Origin of the sequence: Actinospica durhamensis (assembly GCF_018139695.1) — a bacterium.
Classification (GTDB): domain Bacteria; phylum Actinomycetota; class Actinomycetes; order Streptomycetales; family Catenulisporaceae; genus Actinospica; species Actinospica durhamensis.
The window spans coordinates 1-19,970 of record NZ_JAGSOG010000029.1; the positions used below are offsets into that span (position 1 = coordinate 1).

The following is a 19,970-nucleotide window of genomic DNA, read 5'->3' on the forward strand; positions in this document are numbered from 1 at the left end:
CCACAGCCCCCAACGCCAGCACCGACAAGATAACCCGGCGCCCGATCGGCCTGCCTCGCTCAGCCGGGCGATCGGGTCGCGCGCCGTCGCCGGTGCCGCTGCCGGTCCCGCTGCCGTCGCCGGTCCTGTCGCCCTCAGCCATCCTCGATCACCGCCTTCTGCCTCCCAAGGCCACGGGCCCCGACGCCCGCGTCCTGAGCGTATCGGTGCGTCGCGGATGCGGTCAGCCGACACCCTTGCCACGGCTGCGGCGCTCCGGCTCGCCCTGAAGCCCGCGGGACGTGAAGCCCCACCGAGGCCGCGATGACCGCGATGACCGAACCGATATCGTGAGTTGATAACACGTGTCGAGGAGGCGGGCCCGCGTGATGACTCAGCCGGTCGAACCGAGCCCTGCCATATCCGGGCCACCGGGCGCGCGGGCGGCGGTGACGTTCCGGCGGATCGCCCGGGAATGGGCCCGGATCGGGGTCACCGGGTTCGGCGGTCCGCCCACCCACATCGCGCTGCTGCGGCGTCTGTGCGTCGAACGGCGCGGATGGATCGAGGCGAGCGAGTTCGAGGACGCGATCGCCGCCTGCAACCTGCTGCCGGGCCCGGCTTCGACACAGCTGGCGATCTGGTGCGGGTGGCGGCTGCGCGGGCGCCGCGGGGCGCTGCTGGCCGGGGTGTGCTTCATCGCCCCGGGCCTGGCGATGATCCTCGGGCTCTCGGCGCTGTTCCTGTCCGCGCATCCACCGCTCGTCGTGCTCGGAGCCGCGGCCGGGGCTGGCGCCGCGGTCCCGGCGGTCGCGGTGCACGCCGCATGGGGTCTGGCCCCGGCCAGTTGGAAGCGCATCCAGGCCGACGCACCCGGCGGGCCTCGCCGCGCCCGCGCCCGCTGGGTCGGCTACGCCGCACTCGGCGCCGCCGCCGCGACGCTGATCGGCCCGTTCCTCGTGCTGGTCCTGATCGCCTGCGGCCTGCTCGAGATCGTCGTACGCACCCGCCTGGCTGGAAGAGCACTGACCGGAACCGCGCGCTCCGTGCTGCCGGCGGCGCTACCGGTCGGCGCCGCGACCGGTGGCCTGGCGGCGCTGGCCTGGGTGGCGTTGAAAGTCGGTGCGCTCTCCTACGGCGGCGGCTTCGTCATCATCCCGCTGATGCAGCACGACGCCGTGTCCACCTACCACTGGATGAGCAACGCGCAGTTCCTCAACGCGGTCGCGCTCGGGCAGGTCACCCCCGGCCCGGTCGTGCTGACCACGGCCGTGGTCGGATTCGCCGCCGCCGGATACGCCGGCGCCCTGCTGGCCACCGCGGTCGCCTTCAGCCCGTCCTTCGTGTTCGTCCTCCTCGGCGCGCCCCACTTCGACGCCCTGCGCGGCAACCGCAGAATCCAGGCCTTCCTGACCGGCGCGGGCCCGGCGGTGATCGGCGCGATCGCCGGCTCCGCCATCCCCCTGGCCCTCGCCCTCACCCACGGCTGGCAGTACGCACTCCTGCCCGCCGCGGCACTGTGGCTGATCGCCGCAAGACGCGGCGGGGTCTCCACACTGCTGCTGTCCGCCGCGTGCGGAGCCGTGCTCGCCCTGGCCGGAGTGTCAGTGGCCTGAGCAGACCACGGCTCGCCGCGACGGGCACGGCACGGCACGGCACGGCACGGCACGGCACGGCAATGGGACCTCTGCGCCTCGAGATGTCCGAACAGACACCCGAGGCGGAACAGAGGTCCCACTTCTCTCACCGACGCGATCATCAGCCCCCCTGACGACCGAAGGTAAGTCTTCACCACCGCGGCGGCGCGCCCCTTCGGACCACGCGCCACGCTTTGGTGGCGACCGTAGACGATGCTGGGAGCGGGCGAAATGGATTCGGGATTCGGCGAATCCTCGGCGCGCCGGCGGGGACGGGGCGAGCGGGCAGTGCGCTGGTCGAGGCGCGGGAGGCGGCGAGCGCGCTGCCGGCGGCGATCAGCGCCAGTCCGGCGCAGGCGGTGGTCCATGCGGCGGACGGGCCGGCCCAGTGGCGTGCCGCGAGCCATGGGTAGAGCGAACCGAAGACGGCGACGCCCAGGACGCCCGCGACCGTGGACAGGGTGTTGACCGTTGCGCTCAGCGTCGCGGCGAAGCGTGGGGGTACGGCCGTGATGAGCAGGTTGAGCAACGCGGTCTGGGTCACTCCCAGGCCGTAGCCGCCGAAACACAGCACGAGCATCAGTGGCCACATCGCCACTCCTCGACCGGTCGGGACGAGCGGGGCCAGTGCGTAGGCGAGCGCTAGGAGCGCACAGCCGAGGACCGGCAGCCGTCGGGCCACGGCCTGCCGGGAATGGCCGAGCGTGGGTCCGCCCAGGCCGAAGGCCAGCACCCAGCCGAGCGGGACCAATCCCGCCTGCCAGGCGGGCAGCCGCAGTTGGTCCTGGGTGTACACCGACAGCACGAACAGCAGGGCGATGTAGGTCGCGGTCGTTCCGGCGAAGGCCACCAAGGACCACCGGGCCGTGGGGTCTGTCAGCGGTCTCAGATCCAACGCGGGTCGGCGGCCGCTCGCGACGACAGGTCGTTCGACGGCGATGAAGCATGCGCCGACGGGCAGCGCCGCGACCGTGAGCGTCCAGATCCACCAGGGCCGCTCCAGGCTGAGCGGCAGCATGACCGCCAGGGTCGACGCGGCGAGTAGCAAGGCTCCGCGCGTGTCGGACCCGGCCCCGGCGGCCGCTCGCGCGGGCGAGGGGTTCTCCCGCGGCAGCAGCGCAACACCGAGGAGCAGTACCAGGGCGCAGATCGGCAGGTTGAGCAGAAAGACCGCTCGCCAACCCAGCCCCATGACATCAGCCGAGACCACCGAGCCTCCGAGCACCTGGCCGAGCGCGGCGCCGCCGGACAAGGTGACGGCGTTCCACCCCAGGGCCTTGGCCTTCTGCGGGCCCGCGAACCACCGGTGGATGCCCATGAGCACCTGCGAGGTCATCAGCGCGGCGGCCGCTCCCTGCAGACACCGCCCGGCGATGAGCATTCCGGGCCCGGTGGCCAGCCCGCAGGTGAGCGACGCCAGGCTGAAGAGCGTGAGCCCCCACAGGTAGACCCGCCGCACGCCGTGGCGCTCGCCGAGCCGCGCCGCCGGGGGCGAGCAGGACCGCGGAGCACAGCGCGTACGCGGTCATCATCAAGGTGAGCTCGGAGGTACTGACCCCCAGTCCCCTGCTCACCGACGGTGCGGCCAGGTTGGCCACCGACAGATCGACGTTGGCCAGGGCCTGCCCGATGAGCAGCGTCAGTAGTGCGATACCGCCGGGATTGTGCTGTTCGTCAGCGTCCGCATGCACGGAGTCTTCGATCTCGCTCTCCGAGGACCTCGACCCCCTCGCGAGTCGAGCGGGCGGTCACTCACGCTGTAGACGAGCCGGACCCGGCGGACGTGAGAGTCGGAGAGACGCAAGTCGCCCCCTGGGCCCGGTGAGCTCAGGGGGCGACCTTCAATCAGACCTGCGATATATGCCTTCTGATCAGGAGAAGACCTCCATCTCGGACATCTGCGCGCCGTTCTGCACGTTGTTCGCGGTGAAGGAGAGTTCGACGTAGCGTTCGGCGGTGCCGGCGGGCAGGTTGATCGTCACGGTGTTGCCGGTCGACGGGTTCCAGGTGTAGGTGGCGGAGGCCACGAGCGTGGTCCAGGTCGAGTTGTTCGTGGAGCCGAGGACGGACAGGGTCTGGGTGCGCGTCTGCCAGGCCGAGGACGGGGGCAGGTCGAGCACCACGCTGCCGACCGTGGTGGTCGAGCCGAGGTCGACGGAGAACGTGGCGGGCCAGGAGCCGTTGACGCTCTCCCAGTACGTGCTGGTGTTCCCGTCTACGGCGTTGGCCGGGACGTACGTCTGGGTGTAGCTCGAAGCGGTGACCGGGCGGTTCAGGGCCAGGTCGGTGGTCGAGGACGTCCCGGTGCCGGAGAGCGCTACCGTCAGGGTGCTGTTGCCGGCGTTGCTGGCGACGGTGAGGCTGCCGGTGCTCGAGCCGGTCGCGGTCGGGGTGAAGGTGACCGAGGCGGTGCACGTGGCGCCGGCTGCGAGCGAGCTGCCGCAGGTGTTGGTCTGGGCGTAGGGCGCGGCGGTGGAGATCGAGCTGATCGAGGCCGCCACCGTGCCGGTGTTGGAGATCGTCACGCTCTGCGCGGCGCTGGTCGTGCCGGTGTTCTGGTTGCCGAAGGAGAGCGAGGTCGGTGAGGCCGAGAGTGTGGCCGTGCCGCCGGAGCCGCCGCCGACCGCCGGGAAGATCTCGAACTCACTGATCTGCGCCGCGGACCAGCCGGTGTTCGCGGTGACCGACAGCTCCAGGTACTGGTCGTTCGTGCCGGTGGGCAGGTTGAACGAGACCGTGTTGCCCGTCGCCGGGTTGAAGGTCAGGCCCGTGGAACCGACCAGCGTGGTGTACGTGGTGCCGTTGGTCGAGCCGAGCACCGAGAGCGTCTCCGTGCGCGTGGACCAGGCGGTGGCCGGCGGCAGGGTCAGCGTCACCGAGCCCAGCGGGTAGGACCGGCCGAGGTTCGCGGTCAGGGTCTGCGGAAAGGCTGACCCGTCCAGGCTCTCCCAGTAGGTGCTGGTATTGCCGTCGTTCGCGTTCGACGCCGGGTACCCGGATGCGTTGCTGCTGGCCGTCATCGTTCCGGACGGCGCGAGGTTGGTGCCCGCGCCGATGCCGGTGCCGGACAGAGACACCGTGGTCGGGCTGTTGTTGGCGTTGCTGGTGATCGTCAGCGTGCCCGAGTTGGTTCCGGCGGCGGTCGGGGTGAATCCGACCGTCACCGTGCAGGTCCCGTTGACCGCGACGGTGGAGCAGTTGTTGGACTCGGTGAAGGCGCCGGTGACCGCGACGGACGACACCGTCGCCGAGGTGGTGCCTGAGTTGGTGACCGTGACGGTCTGGGTGGGCGCGGCCACGCCGATGACCTCACTCGGGAACGTCAGTGAGGTCGGGGAGGCGTTGAGCACCGAGCCCGGCGCGGTGCCGGTTCCGGAGAGGGTGGTCGTGCTGGTGACCCCACCGGCCGTGACCGTCAGGGTTCCGCTCTGCGCGCCGGCGGCGGTCGGGGTGAACGTCACGTTGGCCGTGCACGAGCCGCCCGCCGCGATCGACGAGCCGCAGTTGTTCGTCTCGGCGAAGGGGCCGGTGACGGCGATGGACGAGACCGCGGCCGCCGAGGCGGTCGGGTTGAGCACCGACACGCTCTGCGCGGAGCTGGTCTGGCCGACCGCCAGCGAGCCGAAGTTCAGCGCGCTCGGGGTGGTGTACACGCCGGTGGAGAACGCCAGGTAGTGCAGGCTCCAGCCGGGGTTGTCCGGGTCGAGGGTGACGGTCTGCGAGCCGGCCGGCAGCGTGACCGTGTCGGAGACCGTGGTCCAGGTCTGTCCGCCGCCCGTGGCCGGGATCGTCTCAGCGCCGGTCAGGGCGTTGCCGGCGGAGTCCGTGAGATGGAAGGCGTCGGATACGCCGCTCGTCGAGGAGGCGCGGATGTTCAGAGTGTAGGTCCCGGCGGTGGCGACGTTGAGCGTGTACTTGAACCACTGGCCGGCGCTCGTCCAGGCCAGGTCGTCGCCGCCTCCGGTGTCGGAGGTCGTCTCCAGGTCGACGGCGTCGGTCCGGTACGAGGTGTCGGTGCCGTTGACGGAGTTGACGTTGTACGCCACGCCCTGGCCGCCGTTGTCGTAGTTCTCCGCCTGGACCGTGCCGGGCACCGCGGCGGCGGTGCCGTGGGGCGCCTCGGCCGTGCTGTTCTGCCAGCTGTTGCCGCTCGTCGTCGCGGTGAAGCCGCTGGAGTCGTTGAGGAAGGCGGACATGCCGGAGGCGAGCCCGGTGACCGAGTTCCCGGTGAGGACGGCGTTTCCGCTGGGCGCCGGGTAGTACTGCGGGGAGATCACGATGCCGTCGCGCCACGGATTGATGATCTGATTGTCCGACAGCGTCGTGCTGGTCGACGTGGAGAAGTCGAGCCCGTCGTAGACCGGATTGACGATCATGTTGTCGGTGGCGACGGTGTTGGAGACGACGCCGACGTTCTGGCCGTCACCGCCGTTGCCGATCTGCATCGCCGGCTGGCCCTGGAAGTAGGCGTTGCCGCCGGAGCGCACGACGACGTTGCCCGAGACGGTCGCACCGGTCATGTCGCTGCCGTTGGTGCCGAACCGCCCGACGCCGAGGCCGATGTAGCGGGAGGTGTCCGCGATGTAGTTGTCCTCGACGTGGTGGCCCGAGCCGCCGTAGACGGCGATGCCCTTGCCGCCCCACGGCGCGAGCGAGGTGTTGTGCTCCATGGTGATGTTCGTCATCGCGGTGTAGGTCGTGGACCCGTTGTTGGCGACCGAGTTGATCGCCATCCCGTCGTCGCCGGTGCCTCTGATGAAGTTGTTCTCGACCGTGATGTTGCTGCCGGACGTGCCGGTCAGAGCCACGTTGTTGATGTTGCAGCCGTCCGCGAAGATGTCGGTGAAGAAGTTGCCCTCCACGGTCCCGCCGGTACCCGAGGCCCAGACGCTGGATTCCACGTGCTGGACCCACATGTTCTCGATCGACCAGTTGGTCCCAGTGGTGTCCTCGGCTCCGCCGCCGCCGTCCGCCTCACCGCGGCTGAGCGAGTTCGTGTCGATGTGGAAGTCCTGGATGTGGCAGGAGTAGCACTGCAGCAGCGAGCCGAGGGGCGTGCTGTTGGGCAGCGGCGTATCCCGGTAGAGCTCGCTGTAGAGGTAGCCGGCGCCCTCGATGGTGATGCCGGTGACCGGGATGCTCTGCGTGCCGATCACGTAGAAGGTGCCCTGCGGGATCCACAGGATCTTGTTCTGCGACTCGGCCTGGCTCACGCAGTTCTGGATGTCCGCCGTACTGTCCGTCGCCCCGGCCGCGGCGGCGCCGTTGGTCGGGGTGTTGTCGGCGGTCGCTCCGCAGCTGGTGATCGAGATCGAGTTGGCCGGCTGCGCGAGCGGCGCGGGCGCGTCGAACAGGTCGATCGAGTTGATCCAGTAGGACGACGCGGAGTTCGACGAGTCCTTCACCAGTGAGATCGTGGATCCCGGCGCGATCGCGGTGCCGGTGACGAAGGCGCTGAAGTCGTCCCAGAAGTCGCGCGGGTCGCCGTCGGCGGCGTTCTGGTCGGGCACCGACGAGCTGTAGTTCCCATTGCCCTCGTACTGCCAGGTCTGGATCGAGTTCATGTTGATCGCCTGGCGGAAGGTGCCGTTCACGTACAGGTCGAGGGTCGCGGTGATCCCGCCGCCGGTCGACGAGTCGGGGATCGAGGCGCGGATGTTCACGAAGTCGATCGGCGTGCCGGTCTCGTTCGTCCACTGCACCGACTGCCCGTTGCCGGTCAGCTGCACGTACGCGTGCCCGGTCGCCTCGCCCTGCGGGCTGTCGTACTCGGAGGTCGGCGACGAGGTGAGCGAGACCACGCTCGCCCCGCCACCGAGCTGGCCTTCAGGGGCCTGATACGTGGTGAACGGCGTGGTCGCGCCGGCCACGCTCGGCGAGGGCGTTCCCGGCGCCTGGTACGCGGTGGCGGTGGAAGACGCCGCCAGCGCGGCCGGGGCGGGCGCGAGCGCCAGCACGAAGCCGGCGAAAGCCGTGGCCGCCGCCGTGCTCAGGGCGGTCAGCCGGCGCGAGCGGCGGTGGGAGGAGGGTGGCTGCGTGGGCGGGCCAGAATGTCTCATCGGTTTCCCTGGTTGACGTCGTGGCGAACCTCGACCGCCGCGACGGCGCTCGGGCGCACGTCAGGGTATTGAGGTGGGTTCGGCTGCTGTGCCAGAGAGTAAGACCTCGGATGCGCGGCCGCAAGAGTCGCAAGGAACTTTCGAATTATGTACGTAACACATCGCAAATTGTTGCGCCCCGACTGCGTTCGCCCAAGCAATCAGTAATCGATCATGTCTGATCAGGGAGCTTCATCGGCTGCGGGAGGCATCATGGCTTCTCAGCGGTGCGGTCCTCGAACGCAGCGCTTGCACAGGAGCCTTCGAATCCTGTCAAGAGATCGCAATTTTCCAGCCTGACGGCCGGTTTCCGAGTCAGCGCACGGCGAACCGGGAGCGGCTCAGGACGGCGATCCCGCCGGTGGCGACCAGTCCGTAGAGAGCCGGGGCGAAGAACACGTGCGGCAGGCCGAGAACACTGACACCCAGGCTGCCGGTCAGCCCGCCGAGGGCGCTGGCGATCGCCGAGGAGTTCATGAAGACGGCCGAGGCGGTCGCGACGGCCAGGGGCAGCAGCCGTTGGGCGACGATGATGCCCAGGGCCGCGAACACCCCCCATACCCCGCCCATGAGGATCTGCCCGGCGAACATTCCGGCGGCGTCGCCGGTCAGGGCGAAGCAGAGGTTCGCGCCGACGCCGAACGCCGCGCCGAAGACCATCAGCGGCATCATGCCGATGCGGCGGGCGACGACCACGGCAACCGGCATCAGGATCAGCTCTATCAGAGGCTGGATGCCGATGACCGCGCCGCTGAGCGCCGTCGGCAGACGCAGGTCGTCGCGCATGTAGATCGGCAGGAAGCCGTACTTGATCGGCTCGCCCGCGTATACGAGTACGTACAGGCCTGCGAACGCGAGCAGCGGCGACATCTCCCGCAGGCTCGGGCGCTGCCCGCGACGCTCGGACTGCGCTTCGGCCTGCACTTGGACCGGCGCTTCGGGCACCGATATGCGAGCGAAGCCCATGGGGACGATCTGGGCGAGCGCGCACGCACCGGTGGCCGCGAGCATGACGCGCGGACCGGCGGCGCTGGCCAGGATCGAGCCGAGGACGGGGCCGATGACCCACCCGGCCGTGAGCGCCATCCGCACGATCGAGACGACCCCGTCGGCCACGGGGCTCGCGTGCGTGCGCAGGTCGTCGTGGATCGCGGCGAACAGCTGCGAGCCGGCGGCGCCCGAGAAGGCCAGGACAACGGCGCTGATCACGAAGGGCATCCACACCTGGCCGGCCAGGGCCATCGCGATCCAGCCGAGGCTCCCGGCCAGAGCGCACCAGCGGAACAGCCCGAGCCGCCTTCCGGTGCGGTCCGAGCGCGCGCCGACCAGGTAGCCGGCGATCGGGGCGGTGATGTTCGTGAGGTAGAACAGCCCGGCCGTGGTCAGCGAGACGTGCAGGTCGTTGACCAGGAACAGGGTGATCTGCGGCGCGGCGGCGGAGGTCCCGAGCCCGGAGAGGAACAGCGCGACGGTCGCTCCGCGGTAGAGCGGCGAGGTCCAGACCGAGCGGACCGCGGACGAGGTGGTGGGCGCATCCTCGGCGGCGGCGGCGAGTGCGGATGTCATGAAAAAGATCCCTGAGATCTAGGCGGTGATGACGGCGGTACCCGCCTGCTCGAGCGCCGCGACTTCCTCGGCGGCCGCGGAGGTGTCGGTGACGAGGGTGTGCACGAGACTTGACGGCCCGACGTAGGCGTGGGCGGTGCGGCCGAGTTTGCTGCCGTCGGCTGCGGCGATGACGCGGCGGGTGGAGGCGATGATCGCCTTCTTCACCGCCGCGTCGTCGAGGTCGTATGCGGTCACGCCCTCGGCGGCGCTCAGACCGCAGCAGCCGAGGATCGCGGTGTCGAAGCGCAGCGCCGCGAGGGAGGCGAGGGTCAGCGGTCCGGTCAGGGCGCCCTCACCGCTGCGGGGCCGTCCACCCGGCACCACGAGCGTGGTCGCGGGCGCGGCGTCGCTGAGCGTGTGAATGGCCTGCAGCGACAGCGGCATCACGGTGACCGCACGGCCGTGCAGCAGTCGGGCGACGTCCAGACACGTGGTGCCGCTGTCGAGCAGGACGGTCTCGCCGTCCGCGATGAGTCGGGCGACCTCGGCGGCGATCCGGCGCTTGGCGTCGAGCGCCTCGTGGGCGCGCAGGGCGAAGGGCGGCTCCTGGCCCCGCAGCAGCAGCGTGCGCGCGCCGCCGCGGAACCGCTCGAGGACGCCCTGCGCGGCGAGGGTGTCCAGATCGCGCCGGATGGTCATCTCCGAGGCGCCGGTCAGCCCGGCGAGGTCCGGGACCGTGGCACTGCCCGAGTCCTTCACGGCCTGGGCGATCAGGCGGTGCCGGTCTGCGTTGTTCATACCGCGATTGAACACCATCCAGAACGAACACACAAGCTGTTCGAACATCGGCTTTTCAAACACAAGACATGTTCGTTACGATGGTCGCATGGAACGATCTCTCCGCGCCGCCCGGGTGGCGACCTTCGTCTACTTCGTCCTCGACGGCACCTTGATGGGCATGTGGCTGGTGCAGATCCCCACCGTCGAGAAACGGGTGGGCATCAGCCACGCGACGCTGGGCAGCCTGCTCGTGCTGCTCGGCCTCGGCGCGTTCCTCGGCATGCAGGTGGCCGGCCGGCTGGCCGACCGGCTCGGCACGCGCGTCGTGGTCCCGGCCGCCGGCGTGCTGTGCGGCGCGGCGCTGGTCCTGCCGGGCCTGGCCCGCGAGCCCTGGGCGCTGGCCGGCGCGCTGCTCGTGTTCGGCTTCGGCAACGGCTGTCTGGACGTGAGCATGAACGCCCACGCCGTGCACGTGGAGAAGGCCTACGACCGCCCGATCATGTCCGCGTTCCACGCCACCTTCTCGGTCGGCGGGGTCATCGCCGCGCTCGTCGGGGCGCGGGCGACGAGTGCGGGGATGAGTCCCGCCGCGACCCTCGGCGCCGCCGGAGCGGTCGGCGTCGTCATTGCCCTGATTCCGGCCCGCAGCCTGCTGACGACCGGCCCGACCGCCTCGGCAGCCGAATCCGCGCCGATCGAATCCGCCGAACCGACGGCGAAGCGGCGCACCTCGGCCCGGCGCATCTGGATCCTCGCCGCCCTGGCCCTGATGTGCATGCTGTGTGAGGGCGTCGCCAACGACTGGAGCGCCCTGGAGGCGAAGAACATCCTCGGCGCCCCGGCCGCCACCGCCGCGTTCGCCTACGGCACCTACGCCGCGAGCATGACCATCGGCCGGCTGCTGGCCGACCGCGTCTCCCGGCGCTTCGGCTCGGCGGCCGTCCTGCGCTACGGCGCGGCCACCGGCGCCGTCGGCCTCACGGCCGTGGCCTTCTCGCCCTGGCTCGGGATGACCCTGGCGGGCTGGGCGGTGTTCGGCCTCGGCCTGTCCGGCTGCGTCCCGCAGCTGTTCAGCGCCGCCGGGCACGCCGATCCCGCCGCGGCCGGCGCCAACGTCTCCCGGGTCGCCGGTCTCGGCTACCTCGGGATGCTCGCGGGCCCGGCGCTGATCGGCTGGATGACCCGTCTGACCGGGCTCAACCACACCTTCCTGCTCCCGGCGCTGCTGCTGGTGGTCGCCGCCGTCACCGCCGGAATCCTGCGTCCCGGCGCCGAGCGCGCGTCAGAACCCGAATCCGAGCCCGCGCTGGCGCAGCGCCCCTGAGCTCACCTCGTCGCGCGAATCGCGAGGACGACGGCGGCGATGGCGGCGGGCAGGAGCAGCCGCCAGCCGGCGAAGGGCACGGTGACGAGCAGCGGGACGATCGTGGCGGCGGCGAGGAGGCGAAGGCGGCCGGTGAAGAGCCGGGCGGCGGCCGCGACGCCGAGCAGGTAGGTGGCGAGGACGAGGGTGGAGGGGATGAACACGATCTGGTCGGTTCCCCACCCGAACACCGCCGCGCCGCACAGGCCGCCGGCACCGATCAGGCCGACGGCGAGGATCGCGCGGTACGGGACCTGCCGGGCCGTGCGCCGGGCGAGCAGGCGCGGGCCCCAGCCGTCGCGGGCGAGGGCGTAGCCGAGTCGGGACACGGAGGCGACGAACGCGTTCACCGTGCCCAGGCAGATCACGACGGCCGCGACCGCGACGGCATCGGCGACGGACACGCCGAGGCCGTGCTGGATGACGACGCCGAGGGAGATCCGGTCCAGCGCGGGGCTGCCGCGTAGGCACGGGTGCCGACGACGGCGAAGGCGACCGCGAGATACAGGACACTGATGATCAGGATCGTGAGAAGCGTCGCCCTCGGCAGGGTGCGCCGCACGTCGCGGAACTCGGCCGACAGATGGGCGATCGCCTCCCACCCGGCGAAGGCGAAGAAGAGCACGACGACGGCCTGACCGGTCCCCGCCACGCCGTGGGGCGCGAACGGCGTGAGGTTCTCGGCCCGGACCTGCGGCAGCGCGACCACGACGACGCAGACGAGGATGGCCAGGACCCCGGCGGCGAGGCCGATCTGCACCCGGGCGCCGAGCCGCAGTCCGCCGAGGTTCGCCGCGACGGCCGCCGCGAGCACGACCAGGGCGATCGCGGGAGCCCAGCGCTGCCCGACGCCGAGCGCGGCCGCGACGTAGTACCCGGCGGTCAGCGGCACGATGCTCTGCCCGACGGATCCGGCGATGAAGTACCACCAGCCCACCACTCCCCCGGCGGCGGGGCCGAAGGCCTTCGCGGCGAACGTGGCCACGCCGCCCGCATCCGGGAAGCGGGAGGCCAGCACGGCGAAGGTGAACGCGAGCGGCACTCCCATCAGAGCGCTGAAGCCCCACGCGATCAAGGACGCGGGCCCGGCCGCCGACGCGGCCTGCCCGGGCAACACGAGCACCCCCGCGCCGAGGATCGCGCACACGTACAACGCGACCCCCTGGGCCAGGCCGATCTGCTGACCCGCGGAAGCGGGAGCCTGATTCGATGTGTCGGTCGTGTTCGTCGCGTTCGTCGTCACCGTCTCATTCCAGCCCCTCGGGCCGCGCACCGCGAGTGACATGATGGCCGTCATGCGCAAGAAAACCGACGCTCACCGGGTCGCCGTCGCCGTGATGCCCGGTACGCCGATCTTCGAGCTCGCAGTGCCCTGCGAAGTGTTCGGCATCGCCCGGCCGGAGCTCGCCGACCCCTGGTACGAGTTCCGGCTGTGCGCCCCGGAGCCGGGCACCACGGTCGCGGGCGGATTCACCGCCACCGCGTCGTTCGGGCTCGAGGAACTCGTCGAGGCCGACACCGTGATCGTGCCCGCGTGTACGAGCGTCCACGACACCCAGCCCGCCGACCTGGTCGACGCGGTCGCCCGGGCGTACGCACGGGGCGCGCGCATCGCCTCGATCTGTTCCGGCGCGTTCGTCCTCGCCCAGGCCGGCCTGCTCGACGGGCGCCGCGCGACCACGCACTGGATGCACGCCGAGGAGCTGCGCCGACGCTTCCCGAAGGTGCTGGTCGACGAGACCGTCCTGAGCACCCACGACGACCGCGTTCACACCAGTGCGGGCACGGCCGCCGGGATCGACCTCTGTATCGACCTGGTCCGACGGGACCACGGCGCCACCGTCGCCAACGCCCTGGCCCGGCGGATGGTCACTCCCCCGCACCGTCAGGCCGACCAGGCCCAGTACGTCTCCACGCCGCTGCCCACCTCGCGCGCGAGGCCGCTCGGGGAGATCACCGACTGGGCGATCGCCCACCTGGACGAACCGCTACGCCTGCGCGACCTCGCCACCCGCGCGCATCTGAGCGAACGTCAACTCACCCGCCGCTTCCTCGAGGCCTACGGCCGCACGCCCGGCGACTGGCTCACCCGCGAGCGCCTGCGCCGCGCCCAGGAGCTCCTCGAGCGCACCGACCTGACCATCGGCAGCATCGCCGGCCTGACCGGCTTCGCCACCGCGGCCGGCCTACGCGCCGCGTTCGCCAGACACCTCCATACCGCACCGAGCGGCTACCGCGCCGCATGGCGCTCCGGCTGACCGGAGGCCGACCGGACCGGGCCGGCAAGGAGATCGGTGTACCAGGCCACGGTCGCGGCGAGCCCCTCCTCGAGCGTCCACCGCGGCGTCCACCCGAGCTGCTCGCGCGCCTTCGTGTTCGAGACCTGCTGATGCAGGATCTCCTCGTGCGGCGGCTCGATGACCTGCGGCACCAGATGTTCGGCCCCCATCAGGCGCTGGAGCTGCTCGACGATCCGCGTCGGCGAGTACGAGACGCCCATCGCGAAGTTGTACGCCTCGCCGCCCGCCACGCCGCGGTCGATACCGGCCGCCATGGCGAAGTACGACTCCACCGAGTCTTCGATGTACAGGAAGTCGCGGCTGAAGTCCTGGCCAGCCGGACGCTTGATCACGGGGCTCTGTCCGGACAGCAGACGCCTGACGGTGCCCGGTATCAGCCGGGAGAAGTTCCGGTCCCCCGGCCCGAAGGTGTTGCCGTATCGGCCGACGGCCACCGGCACGCCGTAACTCGCGTGGTACGCGCGGGCCAGCAGATCCGCGCACGACTTGGACACGTCGTAGGGGTTCAGCCCGTTCATGGCCATCGACTCGTCGTACGGCAGTCGGGCGTCACCGCCGTAGGCCTTGTCGCTGGACGCGACCAGGACCCGCTTGACCGATCCGGCCGCACGGCGACAGGCCTCGAGTACGTGGTAGGTGCCGCGGATGTTGGCCTCGAACGCCCGCAGCGGGTCGGCGAACGCGGCGTCCTGCTGCGCGACGGCGGCGAGGTGGTAGACCGTCTCGAACCCGCCGAGCCGGACCGTCCGCTCGATCAGTGCGAAGTCCTCGAGCCGGCCCCTGCACACCTCGACCCGGTCGATCACGCCGGAGCGAATCAGTTCACTGTCCGGCTCCCAGTCGGCCAGCAGCACCGTGACCGGCACTCCCGCCGCCGCCAGGCGGGCCACCAGCCGGGAACCGACGAACCCTGACGCCCCCGTCACCAGGCTCCGCCCGCCGTCGAAGGCGAACTTCCCGTCCATAGCTACGTCTCCGTTCGATCCGACGCATCGTGCGCCGCCATCCTAGGGGGCGGCCCGGGCGGGTAGATCGCGTCGTACCGGGTACTGGGCGCGGATGAACAGTCAGGCCGACGCCGTGCTCGAGCGCGCGCTCGCGCGGTTGTCGCTGGTGGCGGACCTGAGCGAAGCGCTGGCCGCCACCCTCGACGCCCGCGAGGGGGTCGAGCGCGTCTGCCGGCTGCTCGCGCAACGCCTCGGCGACTGGTGCGCGGTCGACCTGGTGCGCGACGGCGGCGCAACGAGCGGCATCGAGCGGATCTGCGCCAGCGAGACCGGCGCACCCGACTCGCGGTGGCCGCTGCCCGCACAGGAGGCCTCCGGCCCGCTCGCGGAGGCGCTGCACGGCGGCGGGACGGTGCTCTTCGACGCCGACGACATCCGGAACCTGCCGCGGGCGAACGCCTGGGACGCCGCGTTCGCCGACGACCTGGCCCGACGCGACGCCACCAGCGCCATCGTCGCGCCGATCGACGCGCGGCGGCAGGTGCTGGGCGTGATCTGCCTGGCCAGGTCCGGCCGGAGCCGCCCGCTGGCGAACGCCGAGCGCGCCATCCTGCGCGGGCTCGCCCACCGGGTCGGCCTCGCGCTCGAGAACGCCCGGCTCTACGCCGACGCCGAGAACATCGCCGAGCGCATGCAGCGTTCCCTGCTGCCGGAGCTCCCCCACGTGCCGTCGCTGGCCATGGCCGTACGCTACCTGCCCTCGAGCACCGCGGCGCAGGTCGGCGGTGACTGGTACGACGCGTTCCGCCTGCCGAACGGGCCGACCGCGCTGATCATCGGCGACGTCGTCGGGCACGACCTGCACGCGGCCGTCGCCATGAGCCAGGTGCGCAACATGCTGCGCGGCATCGCCTGTGACCGGCAGGAGCCGCCGGACTCGATCCTGCGGCGGCTCGACACCGCGGCCGACACGCTCAACCCGGACACGTACGCCAGCTGCGTGTACGCCGTGCTGCATGAAGATTCGGCGAGCCCCGGGGGTGGCGACTGGGCGCTGGACTACACCTCGGCCGGCCACCCGCCGCCACTGCTGATCGAAGCCGACGGCCGAGCGCGGTTCCTCGAGGACGGCCACGGCCCGATGCTCGGTATCGACCCCGCCCTCCCCCGCTCCAGCGCCACCGAGCCGATCGCGTCCGGTGCGGCACTCCTGCTCTACAGCGACGGGCTGATCGAACGCCGCGGTGAGACGCTCGACCACGGCTTGGCCCGGCTGCGCCGACACGCGGCGGGCCTGTCCGAGGACTCCCCCGACGTGCTGTGCGACCACGTGCTCGATGCGCTCGAGCCGGACGCGGGTGACGACGTGGCGCTGCTGGCCGTGCGTCTGCGCTGACGCTCTGCTGTTGGTGATCGACGGTTTATGCGATGAATTCGCGGCAACTCGGAGCATCCGGCCCGCTGGGGCCGAGCGAGCGAAGGGATGCCGCGCGATGGCCGCCGTCGTCTTTCCCGCCGTGCCGCTTCGGCCGCTGCGACGCGCCGCCGAGGCCGGGCAGGCGTTCGCCCTGGCGGAACTGCTGCGCTGGACCTGGCGGCCCACGGTCGACGTGCTCGGCGGACGCGTCGACGTCCGGCTGCTGCGCCTCGCGCTGGAGGCCGGGACCCGCCTCGTGCCGGGCGCACCGCTGCAACCGAGCCTGACCCGTCGGCCGGAACTGATCACCGGCGTCGACGGGAACGACGGCCTGTCGGCGGAGTGGACCATCCCGCGACAACCGGTGGAGGGCGCGGCGGTGCTGTATCTGCACGGCGGGGCGTTCGCCTTCGGATCCGCGCGGACGCATCGCACGCTCACCGGGGCGCTGGCGGCGGAGTCGGACCTGCGCGTGCTCGCCCCGAGCTATCGGCTCGCACCCGAACACCCGTCCCCGGCCGCGCTCGAAGACGCCCAGGCCGCCTTCCGGTTCCTCGAAGCGACGGGCATCCCCGCGGACAGAATCGTCGTGGCCGGCGACTCGGCGGGCGCGTATCTGGCGACGCTGCTGGTCGCGCAACGGTGCGAGGCCGGGTTGCCCGCGCCCGCGGGAGTCGTGCTGTTCTCACCCTGGCTGGAACTGGGATGTGCCGCGCTGTCAGATGCCGACCACCGCTGCCGCGACCCCTTCGTCAGTCCGAACGCGGCCAAGCGGCTCGGGCGACTGTACGCCGACGCGGCGGCGGGGCCTTTGGCAGAGCTCTGTCCCGGGCGTTCGGACGGCTCGCCCCCTGACTCCACTGCAGCGCGCGTCGCTCCGTACCTCATTCAGGTGGGCGGGCTCGAATCCCTCGCGCCCGGGGCCCGCGAATTCAGCCGGAAGCTGACCAGCGCTGGATTCGACTGCACATTGGAGACCTGGCCGGGGCAGATCCACGTGTTCCAGGCCATGCACCCCTGGCTGCCGGCCGCCCGCAGAGCGATGCGCCGAGCCGGGCAGTTCGCCCGTGAGCGCGCTCTCGTGGCTGAAGGTCGTGACTGAAGGTCGTGACTGGAGGTCGTGGCTGAAGCTCGTGGCTGGAGGTCAGCCCGCTGCCTCGCCGTGCCCGTCGCCGCGCTCCTCGCCCAAGGCGTAGCGCAGCTGCCGACCGAGGTGGTCGACCTCCTCGCGTGGGCACGCGTCGCGTAGTGCCGGCAGGAGGACGGCGTCCTGTCGTTCGATGTGGCGCTGGGCGTCGAGGACGAATCGGCCGACGAGCACGGCGTGGTCGGCGTCGTACTCGTTCTGCTGCTCGACCTCGCCGTGCTGCTCCTGCGCGGCGGCGCGCTGCAGACTCTCCACGGCGTCGCGCAGGGCGTGGACCCGGCGTTCCTGGTCGACCGCCTCCTGCCCACCGCCCGGCAGATACCGGCGGAACGCGGGCAGCAGATAGCGTTCCTCGGCCTCGGCATGGCTCAGGAATCGGGCTGTCGCGTCGTGGACGAGCATGGTCCGCTCCGGCCCGGGGTCGAGCGCCGCGATCCGCTGCACCAGCCGTTCGATCCCGGCGTGTTCGCGGGTCAGTTCCGTGACCGCGTCGGCTCTCTCGGGCATGGTGGCCTCCTTCGTCGCCTGATTCACCGCGGCCGCCCGCCCCGGCCTGGGCAGTTCCGGTACCCGCGACTCCCGGCATCATGCACGGCCGCTCGCCCGCACCAGCGCGTTCACCACAGCGTTTGAACATGGTTTGAACATGCGGGGGCGCACGAAGCCGGTCGGCGCACCAGAAGTTTCACGAGGATGGAAATCGGTTACTTCGGCATATCGGGTACTAGTTCATCGAGAGGTGTCGGATAAGGAGGAATGGGCCGTGAACGAGCCGACGGATCCCCGCACCCATCCCGCCGCCGAGTACTCCGACCGGCCGGACCGGGCCGCCGCGTGCCTGGGCCCGCGGTAAGCACCCGGGCAGGCTGGGATGTTGTCTCCGCGCGACCAACACACGCTGGCGCAGATCGAGGCCGAGCTGCGGGCCAGTGACCCGGAGCTGGCGCGTCGGATGGACGACGACGCGGCCGCCGCCTCGGCGCAGGGGCCCATCTACGCGCGCCCGCGTCGACGCGTCGTGCTGAGCTGGCTCACCATCGGCGCGGTCCTGCTGGCCACGGCCTTCGCGGTGCGCAGCGCGGACGTCGCCTTCCTGGGCGTCGCCGTGATCCTGGCGAACGTGAGCGTATGGACCGCCGCGCTCGTGGCGGGCCGGCTCCGGCGACGCACCAATCGTTCACGGATCGGCGACGGGCGGAACAGCAGCGGCGGACGCTTAGGCTCGTGATGCGGCCCGGCTCGGTGATGCGACCCGGCTCCGTCATGCGACGGGGCCCTGCAGCGTGAGGGCGTCGCGGTGCGTCGCGGCGTTACGGTGGACGGTATGACCGGACAGGACGCGGCCGCCGCCGCGGCAGACAGCGTCGAGCAGCTCGACGCCGCGTTGATCGGCTGCCGGGCGTGTCCACGACTGGTGGAATGGCGGGAAGAGGTAGGCCGGGTCAGGCGACGCGCGTTCGCCGACTGCGACTACTGGTCCCGACCGGTCCCCGGCTTCGGCCCGGCGAACGCTCCGCTGGTCATCGTCGGGCTGGCGCCGGCCGCGCACGGCGGCAACCGGACCGGGCGCGCGTTCACCGGCGATCCCTCCGGCGATGTACTCTTCCCCGCCCTCTATGACGTGGGCCTGGCCACTCGCCCCACCTCGACGGACCGCGACGATGGGACCGAGTTGGTGGGTGTGCGCATCACCATGCCCGTGCACTGCGCGCCGCCCGACAACAAGCCGACCATCGCCGAACGCGACGCGTGCCGTCCTTGGCTGATGCGCGAGCTGACCCTGCTGCGGCCGACCACGCGTGTCTTCCTGGCCTTCGGCGCCTACGCGTGGCAGGCACTACTGCCGATCCTCGCCGACTCGGGTTGGATCGTCCCCCGGCCCCGGCCGGGGTTCGGCCACGGCGCCGAAGTCGAACTCGAGCACCAGGCCGACGGGCAGCGCGTACGCCTCATCGGCTGCTACCACCCGAGCCACCGCAACATCGCGACACGCACCCTGACGCCCGAGATGCTCCGCGACGTGTTGGCGCAAGCGGCACACGCGGCGGGCCTGCGCTGAAACGGCGGCTCACGCGGCGGATCAGCCGGTCAGCCGATTAAGCATTTTGTCGATCGAGCCGGATGCGCAGGAGCGCCTCGACGATGGCGGCACGCCAGGCGTCCGCACCGGCGGCCCAGTCGTCGCAGACCACGTGGATCTCCGCCTGAGCCTGCGCGGTCAGGCACGGGAGCAGCTCGTCGACGATCTCCGCGAGATACGTCGGCGGAGCGTTCGGCGCAGGATGGTCGACGATGAACTCCATCGCCTCAACGACGGACATCGGGGGCAGCGGGTCCCAGGCGAGTTCTCGGAATGCCGCGTCAGACTCCTGAACCTGATCCAGAACCTGATCCGCGGCCGGCCGGGCTCTCGCGTCCCAGTGCTCGAGGATCACGCGTGCCTTTTCGTCGAACTGGGGGAAGCGCCGCGTCGCCGCCGTCAGGTTCATCAGGATCTCCGCGCGGGTGCGGCCGGGGAAGACGTCGTCCATCGCGAACGCCAACTCGGTGCGGTCGAGGTCGCCTTCGCGCAGCCAGCGCTCGCGGACCAGTTCGAGGGCGTGCCCGTTGTCGTCGTTGGTCCAACTGAGTGTGCCGAGCAGGTCCGGTAGCGCCCGGGCGTCGGCTGCCGGATCGCGCCGCACACGCAGGCAGTCGAGGAACGCCTCGGTCTGAGCGGTGAGGTCGAGGGCGGACTGCATGGTGGATGTGAGT

15 protein-coding genes and 1 pseudogene are annotated in these 19,970 nt (G+C 71.3%); 7 read left to right on the plus strand and 9 right to left on the minus strand.

Going from position 1 to position 19,970, the window contains the following annotated elements; translation table 11 throughout:
* Nucleotides 1-368: 368 nt before the first annotated feature.
* Entirely contained in the window at nucleotides 369-1,595 is a 1,227-nt protein-coding gene (chrA, locus tag KDL01_RS08885) for a chromate efflux transporter (RefSeq protein WP_246576169.1), read from the plus strand.
* Between the two features lie 172 nt (nucleotides 1,596-1,767).
* Here the strand turns inward: chrA and KDL01_RS08890 are convergent.
* From KDL01_RS08890 to KDL01_RS08905, 4 genes and pseudogenes are all read right to left on the minus strand, one after another.
* A pseudogene (locus KDL01_RS08890) lies at nucleotides 1,768-3,099 on the minus strand (MFS transporter); the annotation flags it as partial.
* 388 nt (nucleotides 3,100-3,487) lie between these two features.
* A complete protein-coding gene (locus KDL01_RS08895; RefSeq protein ID WP_212527900.1) occupies nucleotides 3,488-7,675 on the minus strand; it encodes a choice-of-anchor D domain-containing protein in 4,188 nt (1,395 codons plus the stop codon).
* 354 nt (nucleotides 7,676-8,029) lie between these two features.
* Nucleotides 8,030-9,280, minus strand: coding sequence for an MFS transporter (locus tag KDL01_RS08900; protein WP_212527901.1), 1,251 nt, complete (start codon nucleotides 9,278-9,280; stop codon nucleotides 8,030-8,032).
* Between the two features lie 18 nt (nucleotides 9,281-9,298).
* Nucleotides 9,299-10,060 carry a DeoR/GlpR family DNA-binding transcription regulator gene (locus tag KDL01_RS08905; protein ID WP_212527902.1) on the minus strand — a complete coding sequence of 254 codons (762 nt, stop codon included), beginning with the start codon at nucleotides 10,058-10,060 and terminating at the stop codon, nucleotides 9,299-9,301.
* Between the two features lie 88 nt (nucleotides 10,061-10,148).
* Here KDL01_RS08905 and KDL01_RS08910 point away from each other — a divergent pair, with 88 nt between their 5' ends.
* Nucleotides 10,149-11,366: an MFS transporter gene (locus KDL01_RS08910; protein WP_212527903.1), complete on the plus strand. Its 1,218-nt coding sequence runs from the start codon at nucleotides 10,149-10,151 to the stop codon at nucleotides 11,364-11,366.
* A 2-nt stretch (nucleotides 11,367-11,368) separates the two neighbouring features.
* Here the strand turns inward: KDL01_RS08910 and KDL01_RS44450 are convergent, their stop codons facing one another.
* Together KDL01_RS44450 and KDL01_RS43170 are read right to left on the minus strand one after the other, a co-directional pair.
* Entirely contained in the window at nucleotides 11,369-11,809 is a 441-nt protein-coding gene (locus KDL01_RS44450) for an amino acid permease (protein WP_212527904.1), read from the minus strand.
* On the minus strand, nucleotides 11,770-12,648 hold the full coding sequence (locus KDL01_RS43170; RefSeq protein ID WP_212527905.1) for an APC family permease: 879 nt from the start codon (nucleotides 12,646-12,648) through the stop codon (nucleotides 11,770-11,772). The genes KDL01_RS44450 and KDL01_RS43170 overlap by 40 nt, the downstream gene beginning before the upstream one ends.
* A gap of 52 nt (nucleotides 12,649-12,700) precedes the next feature.
* On the opposite strand from KDL01_RS43170, the gene KDL01_RS08925 reads away from it, so the two are divergent.
* Nucleotides 12,701-13,663, plus strand: a complete 963-nt coding sequence (locus KDL01_RS08925; RefSeq protein ID WP_212527906.1) for a GlxA family transcriptional regulator — start codon at nucleotides 12,701-12,703, stop codon at nucleotides 13,661-13,663.
* Here KDL01_RS08925 and KDL01_RS08930 read toward each other — a convergent pair.
* Nucleotides 13,636-14,670, minus strand: a complete 1,035-nt coding sequence (locus KDL01_RS08930; RefSeq protein WP_212527907.1) for an NAD-dependent epimerase/dehydratase family protein — start codon at nucleotides 14,668-14,670, stop codon at nucleotides 13,636-13,638. The two genes, KDL01_RS08925 and KDL01_RS08930, sit on opposite strands and share 28 nt — an antisense overlap.
* 94 nt (nucleotides 14,671-14,764) lie before the next feature.
* On the opposite strand from KDL01_RS08930, the gene KDL01_RS08935 reads away from it, so the two are divergent.
* A complete protein-coding gene (locus tag KDL01_RS08935) occupies nucleotides 14,765-16,048 on the plus strand; it encodes a PP2C family protein-serine/threonine phosphatase (protein ID WP_212527908.1) in 1,284 nt (427 codons plus the stop codon).
* Nucleotides 16,049-16,145: 97 nt separating this feature from the next.
* Nucleotides 16,146-17,171 carry an alpha/beta hydrolase gene (locus tag KDL01_RS08940; RefSeq protein ID WP_212527909.1) on the plus strand — a complete coding sequence of 342 codons (1,026 nt, stop codon included), beginning with the start codon at nucleotides 16,146-16,148 and terminating at the stop codon, nucleotides 17,169-17,171.
* 42 nt (nucleotides 17,172-17,213) lie between these two features.
* Here KDL01_RS08940 and KDL01_RS08945 read toward each other — a convergent pair whose 3' ends face one another.
* On the minus strand, nucleotides 17,214-17,723 hold the full coding sequence (locus KDL01_RS08945; protein ID WP_212527910.1) for a hemerythrin domain-containing protein: 510 nt from the start codon (nucleotides 17,721-17,723) through the stop codon (nucleotides 17,214-17,216).
* Between the two features lie 367 nt (nucleotides 17,724-18,090).
* On the opposite strand from KDL01_RS08945, the gene KDL01_RS08950 reads away from it, so the two are divergent.
* Together KDL01_RS08950 and KDL01_RS08955 are read left to right on the plus strand one after the other, a co-directional pair.
* A complete protein-coding gene (locus KDL01_RS08950; RefSeq protein ID WP_212527911.1) occupies nucleotides 18,091-18,444 on the plus strand; it encodes a DUF3040 domain-containing protein in 354 nt (117 codons plus the stop codon).
* A 96-nt stretch (nucleotides 18,445-18,540) separates the two neighbouring features.
* On the plus strand, nucleotides 18,541-19,275 hold the full coding sequence (locus tag KDL01_RS08955) for a uracil-DNA glycosylase (RefSeq protein ID WP_212527912.1): 735 nt from the start codon (nucleotides 18,541-18,543) through the stop codon (nucleotides 19,273-19,275).
* 37 nt (nucleotides 19,276-19,312) lie between these two features.
* On the opposite strand, the gene KDL01_RS08960 is transcribed toward KDL01_RS08955, so the two are convergent.
* Nucleotides 19,313-19,957, minus strand: coding sequence for a hypothetical protein (locus tag KDL01_RS08960; protein ID WP_212527913.1), 645 nt, complete (start codon nucleotides 19,955-19,957; stop codon nucleotides 19,313-19,315).
* Nucleotides 19,958-19,970 lie beyond the last annotated feature (13 nt).